Genomic DNA, 6,953 nt, shown 5'->3' on the forward strand with positions numbered 1-6,953 from the left:
AGCCCCGCGATCACTCTATGGTGATCTCTGCCGATGCCCTATCGACAATTTCAAGCGCCACCGGCTCTCCGTGTTGTGCATCAGCAGCAACGACCTGATCCATCGATACGCTGAAGCTTGAAGTAGCATCGGGCAGGTTCGAGCCGCCCGCTTCACCCGAGTCGGAACCTCCGCCGCACCCTGCCGTCAACAAGGCAATCGTTCCGAATAGTGCAAATCGGTTTCCACGGTTCATCTCACCTCCAAGTCCGCCACCATGACGAACCGCAACGTGCTTTGAGCGGGGATGTTCAATGGTGCCCCCAGGTTGAAGCTCAGCGTGGCTGCGCCGATAGACGCAGCCATGTCTGCCAGTAGTGTGTCGTTCGGATCCAAGCGCCTGTTGCCATTCAGGTCAAGGAACAATTCGACCGTCGCTGGCACCGCGAGCTCCCCGGAAACCGGGCCCGTCAGCGTTGATATATAGGCTGATCCCGTCAAAGAATTGCGGATACCGAAAGACGCTAGCGTCACGCGTTGCTGACCAGGCGCGACAACCCGATTGATGACTGCGCTACTCTCATCGCGCGGAGCAAGACCCGCCGGCGTCGGGTCGTCATCGACGATCGACAGGACGAAGCTTCCGACACCGGACAACTGACCACCATGCACTCCGGACGCTACAATGACGATCGCCTCCATGGGCTCGTCCGTTTCGTCGTCGAGACCCGTAATTTCGACCTCGCCGCCTAACTCTCCAGCAGGAATCGTGATTGACGGCGACCCCACGGCGTAGTCCTCGTCGAGATCAGCGCCGCCGCCAATAGTCAGGTCGATGGTCACTATCTGGGCACTGGGCATGCTCAGCACGGCACTCACGATCACGACACCACCTTGTTCTGTCAGCGAATCGTCAGACGTCCTCAGCGTGATAATCGGGGCGGTGTCATCGTCCACGATCACGACCGTCAATTGTTGCGGCGCGACCACGGTGCCATTTGCGACACTTGCTATGCTCACGACGATAGTCTCATCGTCTTCGTCCACCTCATCCTGCAAAGCAGTTATTGTCATTGCAGCAGTGACGTCACCCGGATCAATCACCAATTGACTGGTAGATGCCTGATAGTCATCGGTGTCGGCGGACCCGTCCAGGTCCAGTTCAACGGTCACCGGTTGAACACTTGGATTGCTCAGAGTGACGGTCATCGTCATCTGCTCGTTGGCTTCCGAGAGCCGAGCTCCGCTTTGGCTTAGCGTGACATCAGGAAGGGGGTCGTCATCCGCAAGCGTGACCGTCAGTTGCTGAACGTCGGCTTCCGTTCCGTGACTGACCGAGGCGATATCCACAATGATGACCTCTTCGCCCTCATGGATGAGGTCATCCGTGCCGGACAGAGTCGCCACGCCTATCGTCTCTCCCGGAACAATCACGATCTGATTCGTCGATATCGTGAAATCACTCACATCCGCCGTTCCGCTCAGTCCGAGATCAACTGCCACGGGCTCACTGCTCGGATTGCTCAGCGTGGCGGTCACAGCCAACACGCCTCCGCTCTCAGCAAGCGAATCCCCTGACGCCGCCAGGGTCACGCTTGGCTGGTTGTCATCGTTCTGGATGAGTCCGGTCGCTTCACTGTCCGTAATGGTGGCACCGCTTGCGTTGCTCAGCATCAACACAAAGGTTTCGTCGGTTTCGTAAGTCGTATCACCGAGCACAGGCACGCTAACGTCGACGCTGGTCAGGCCCTGTCCACCGGGAATGCTCGCGTTGGAAGACACAGAGTTGAAATCATCCGACGCCGTAGCCGTCCCATCCACGCTTTCAAAACTAAAGCTCACGTCCTGCTGCACCGGCACTGGAATGGATACCGTGAAACCCAGCTCGGTAGGTCCCGCATCTCCCTCGATCAGAACAGCATCCGCGACCGACAGTGTCGGCAGCGAGAGCGTCACTTCGTGGTCTTCCACCTCGCCGTCAACCGCCGCACCCGCGGGCCCATCACCACCGGCGGAACTGATGCGTACACGTGCGTATGTGACGCCGCTTCGAGCAGTGTCCGGAACCACAAAAGAAATCTTTTCCGATACCGCTTCGATCAGTTCATCGGCAACGATTTGTTCTGCATCGTCGTAAAAATCACCGTCTTGGTTGAAATCCACAAACGCGTTCACCAGACCGACATGCTGCTGACTGACCACGAGCTCCAAGGTCGCCTCGGTCGAACCGATCGTCAGGTCGCCGAACAACACCCCATCTTCATCGTTGGCGGCTGCGTCAATGTCGTCGCCGGTCGCAGTGGCGTTCGGCTGTCCATCGTCGTCCGCGTCCACGCTGCTACCGAGAAACAGCGGACTGAGACGGTGCCTCGCCCCATCACTGGCCAACAACGTGGGGTACCCGGGATCCGGGGCATCTCCAAAGTCGCTTGGTTCACTTTCAAAGACGTAAGCACGCCCCGCGTCGGGCCCGAGTTCGGTATCCGCCTCGAATGCGCCAACGACACGGCGCAAGCCGTCGGTTGCCACGGCGGATCCGAAGCCATCCCGAAACGCGGCCTCAACCGAAAATAGCTGAGCCTGTTCGGCCCAGCGCTCGCCTGAACGGACGAATTGGAAGACTACACCGCTGTCAACTGCATGACCGTCATGAAAGGGAGCGCCGATTAGCGCGACGCCCTCGTACAGAGCCACTGATTGACCAAAGTAGCTCCCAGACTCTGGATCGGATGCTGTCAGTCGAGCCTGCTGAGCCCAACCACTCTTGGACTGCACAAATACATAGGCGGACCTATGCAACTCGGCCCCGACCAGAGCGGTGTCGCCAGACAGTGCGACAGCTCGACCAAACGCGTGTCCCGCTGCCCCGTCGGATGCGGTCAACTTGGCGGTTTCTGTCCAGTCATCGCCGGAACGCATGAAGAGATAAGCTGATCCGCTCCCGGTGCCGACATCGTCATCCCCGTCAGCACCAATCAGCGCAGTGCCTCCAGAAAGCGCAAACGAGCGCCCGAAGTAGTCGCCTCCCACAGTGTCGGCAGCCAGCAACTTAGCTTCCTGAGCCCATGTCCCGTCGGATCGCGTGAATATGTATGCAGACCCACGTCGATCCTGCCCGTTATCATCACCCCCCCCTGTTCCACCAATCAGCGCGACGTCCTCAGACAGCGCCACGGACTCACCGAAAAAACCACGAGAGGTAGCATCGGACGGCACGATCTTGGCCTCCAGCGCCCACTGCTCTCCGGTGCGCGAGAACACGTAGGCCGCCCCCGCGGACGCCCGACCGATGTCACCGGTATCCGACGGCGCTCCAATCAGCGCCGTGTCACCATCCAAAGCAACCGACGTCCCGAACTCGGAGCTGCCCGGCACAGAAAGTTTTGCTTGTCTAACCCATGTATCGTGGTCAACAACGAACACGTAAGCTGCACCGACGACATCGTCGCCTGGCGCACCCACCAGAACTGTATCGCCGGAAAGCGCGACGGCTTGCCCGAAGTTGTCGTCGTATTCCGTCACGGTATCTGGGCTGATCAGTTCCGAGCGTTCCACCCAACTACTGTCGAAACGCTCGTAGACATAGACAGCGCCCACGTAGTCCCCGCCCCAATCGTGTTCGGGTGCCACCACAAGCGCAGTCCCATCGACTAGCGCAACGGTAGCGCCAACCCGGTCGTTGTCCTTGCGATCGGACGGCAATATCTGCTCGCGGAACGACCACTCTTGACCCAGTCGCTGGAATATATACGCGGATCCAGGACCTTGCCCTGTTGTTGTGGCCCATGGCGCACCAACAATAAGACTGTCGTTGGCCAGAGCCACCGAATACCCGAACCATTCATGGACTGAGAGGTACGGCGCGTTCAGCCTAGCCTGTTGATTCCAGCGCCCGTTTGATAACTCAAACACATACGCGGCGCCGACGTTATAGGAGTGCGACTCAAACGCGTCATCGTAAGAATATGCGCCGACCAGCGCCGTTGTCTCGGATATGTCAACCGAAAACCCGAAGTAGTCATCCTCCTCAGCGTCCGACGCAACGAGCTTAGCTTCCTGCACCCATGCCGCACCGGAAGCACGGAACACGTATGCGGCACCAGCATCATCTGCGGCACCGTCCGCGAGGTGCGCTCCGACCAAAGCGGTCGCGCCGGATAGCGCGACCGCTTTGCCAAACCCGTCAAATTCCGCTCCGTCCGTGGCGACCAGCTTAGACTGCTCGGACCAGACTCCACCGGACCGCGTAAACGAGTAGACGGACCCGCTGGCAGCACCCTTGTCATCATCCCCGGGGGCACCGATCAGTGCCGTGCCTCCTTGTATCGCGACCGAAAACCCAAAATTGTCATCTTCCGCACCATCGGACGAAATCAATTTCTGCTGCTGTGTCCAAACTCCATCCGTCCGGGTGAAGACATACGCGGACCCGCCTTCGAAAGTGACGACACTCGGCGGGCGCCCCGCATCCTCCAAATGCGCACCGATCAGCACCGTCTCTCCAGACAGCGCAATCGCATAACCGAAAAAGTCATTTTCCTGCGCATCGGAAGCTCGCAGAGTTGCTTCGTGAATCCACTCTCCAGAACCATCTTGCACAAATACATAGGCCGCCCCGCGATTCCGATTGGCGGGATCACCGACAACTAGCGTGCGTCCGTCCTCCGAGATTGCAGCCCCGGTGCCGAATGCGCGATGACGCGACGAAGGCTTTTCCGGTTCGGGATCAAGACCTGCCACCTGAATCAGCGGATCAATGGTCACGGGATAAGCCACATCCTCTGCATCCACGACGACCCGGAACGACTCAGGTCCATCGACGACCAAGCGGGCAGGCAACGAACGATTCTCAGCGTCCCAGGCGACGGGTGCACCGTAGACAAGCGCATCCCCGGTCCGGGCGCTCGTCAGCACCAGGCTGGCCTCGTGATTCCGTACAAAGCCTCCCGTCAAGCTCACCGACAGAATCAGCTGTCCGCCATCGCTCGGCGCTCTCTGGATGGTCCAACCGTGTTCGAAGCCAACTTCATTGTTCTCCAACCACTCAGTTAGCAGCGGATACACGAACTCACCACGTGTGCCGTTGGCGCGAGCCGAGTTCGGCGATAGGGCATAGCTGTTCAGATGCGTCGTGCGTAGCCGAAACAACGGAACAGATCGCCGCGAAAATCCGATCCCCGTTTTGTTTAGCGTCGCGCGAATCTTCTGAGCACGGCTGTAAAGCTCAACGTCGCCGCCGGTGTCGAGCGCCTTCAGTTGGTCCCTGTTGATCTGTGTCTGGACATCTGCCCAATCTGCGGCCCCGATACCGTCTGGCGCACGTGCATGCGCTGTCGTGCCAGGCAGCAACCACAGTCCCCCGACCCACGTCACAACCAGCGCAAACATTCCGCATATGCGACCAACCGTCCGGTGCCATCTGTAGCCCCGTGAAATCATCCGTCCCCTCCCCCCGCGAAAACGGGGTAGAACCCATTTCAGCACTCGAATTGATCGAAGCCCTGCATATTCGGCCTCTGCACCGGCTCCTTTTGTTCCTCCATCACACCTAGACCGTTCAGGTATTCGTCCATGCGTTCCAACAAAGTCCTGAGCACGTTTGCGGTCGCAGAACACGGACCCGCCTTCCGCCCGAACTCGCCCCCCCCCTTCTCCATCGTTGCAAGGGGTCGATACCCTGAGTGTTCTGTTTAACTTCGTTCACTTAATGAGAAAATTCTCTAACGACAAGAGGCTCAACGGGTTCCTCAGACGTCGCGATGCCCCAGGGCGCATGAGAACGCCAAACCTCGTAGCGATCAATCCGGACATTTACCGTGCAAAACGAATGATCGTTCGGCACTGCACCCACGATTGTGGTATCCAGTTCAATCCGGACATTGCGCCCGGAACCGATCGCATCCTCAATTCGTTTTGCGCGTTCTATATCCACTGGAAGCAGATACGCGGCATCCGAATCCTTAAAGCGAACCCGGAAATTCTGCCCATGGTGCCCGTAGCTTAGTGTTGTATTCGGATTGAGCTTCTCGAACACAAATTCGCCGTAGTTCGGATCGTAAGGAGAGAGACGGGTCTTCAACCTCACCCGAACACCGTTCGTACCGTATCCGCTCGCAATCTCGTCATGCAGATCACTGATATATCGCTCCAATGCCTGCTCTGAGGTCAAGCCGTTCATTGGGTCAACCAAATCCTTGCGGTCGTATTTTATATTGAGCCTCGCAAATTTCGGCACATCGACAGGTTCAGTTTTTGACCACTCGTAACAGATTCCAGCAACCTGAGCTCCGGTTGGGTACTCGATATAACCGCCCTTGGAACTTTGAGCATTTTCTTCCAAAGCATGAAGGAGCGGCAGATGTGCTGATAATCCCGCAAAAATTGCAACCCAACCAAGTCGGCAAGACACGCTGCCGCGTGGCGAACTACTCATAAGTCACCCGCAGACTGAGCGTTTCCATCCGAACGCTTCAGTTGCTCAGCATCCCGGCGTTGTTTTTCGGAGTCCAGCGCTTGCTGGAACTCTGTCTGAGCAGTGACGAAGTCCTTATGGTGCGTAGTCGCAATATTTAACCGCTGAGCCAGCAGCTTATTTTCTCCAGCGGAGACAGATGCTCGAATCGTCACGCCGCAATCACCCAGGATGTGGCTACCACTTGCAATCAATTCGCGCGGATGATTCCGGCAAGCAGAAATGCGCCGATGACGGTCCGACATGGGCCGATTCAGTAGATCATATGACCACACCCAGAGGTCGCCATCCACATAATGCGGTTCACCGTATTTTTCACTTAATGCATTTCGGACAGCCTCGACAGGGGGCTGAGCTTGGATTCAAGAATCAAGTGCAACATGATTGAGATAATCCGCCGTTGCTTGGTCGAAAAGCTCCTGCGGGGTCTGAAAGTCAAAACGTTTTCTTGGCCGGGTGTTCAGCAGCCACGCGACGTCGTTCAGGCGGACCTGGCTCACAC

Annotated in this window: 4 protein-coding genes; all 4 read right to left on the minus strand. The window is 57.8% G+C overall.

The genetic code is table 11. The annotated features are described in order from the left end of the window. Positions 1 to 10: 10 nt before the first annotated feature. The 4 genes from DEH80_RS17225 to DEH80_RS17235 all read right to left on the minus strand — a co-directional run bounded on the left by DEH80_RS17225 (position 11) and on the right by DEH80_RS17235 (position 6,696). Positions 11 to 235: a hypothetical protein gene (locus tag DEH80_RS17225; protein ID WP_133249309.1), complete on the minus strand. Its 225-nt coding sequence runs from the start codon at positions 233 to 235 to the stop codon at positions 11 to 13. After that, the gene (locus tag DEH80_RS16825) at positions 232 to 5,367 is read right to left on the minus strand and encodes a Calx-beta domain-containing protein (protein WP_165831540.1); all 5,136 of its coding nucleotides are present in this window, start codon (positions 5,365 to 5,367) and stop codon (positions 232 to 234) included. The genes DEH80_RS17225 and DEH80_RS16825 overlap by 4 nt, the downstream gene beginning before the upstream one ends. A gap of 316 nt (positions 5,368 to 5,683) precedes the next feature. Then, complete coding sequence (locus DEH80_RS17230; RefSeq protein WP_133249310.1) at positions 5,684 to 6,412, minus strand: hypothetical protein; 729 nt, start codon at positions 6,410 to 6,412, stop codon at positions 5,684 to 5,686. Continuing rightward, on the minus strand, positions 6,409 to 6,696 hold the full coding sequence (locus DEH80_RS17235) for a hypothetical protein (RefSeq protein WP_133249311.1): 288 nt from the start codon (positions 6,694 to 6,696) through the stop codon (positions 6,409 to 6,411). Before DEH80_RS17235 ends, DEH80_RS17230 begins: the two co-directional genes overlap by 4 nt. Between the last annotated feature and the right edge of the window lie 257 nt (positions 6,697 to 6,953).

The organism is Abyssibacter profundi (assembly GCF_003151135.1).
Taxonomy (GTDB): domain Bacteria; phylum Pseudomonadota; class Gammaproteobacteria; order Nevskiales; family OUC007; genus Abyssibacter; species Abyssibacter profundi.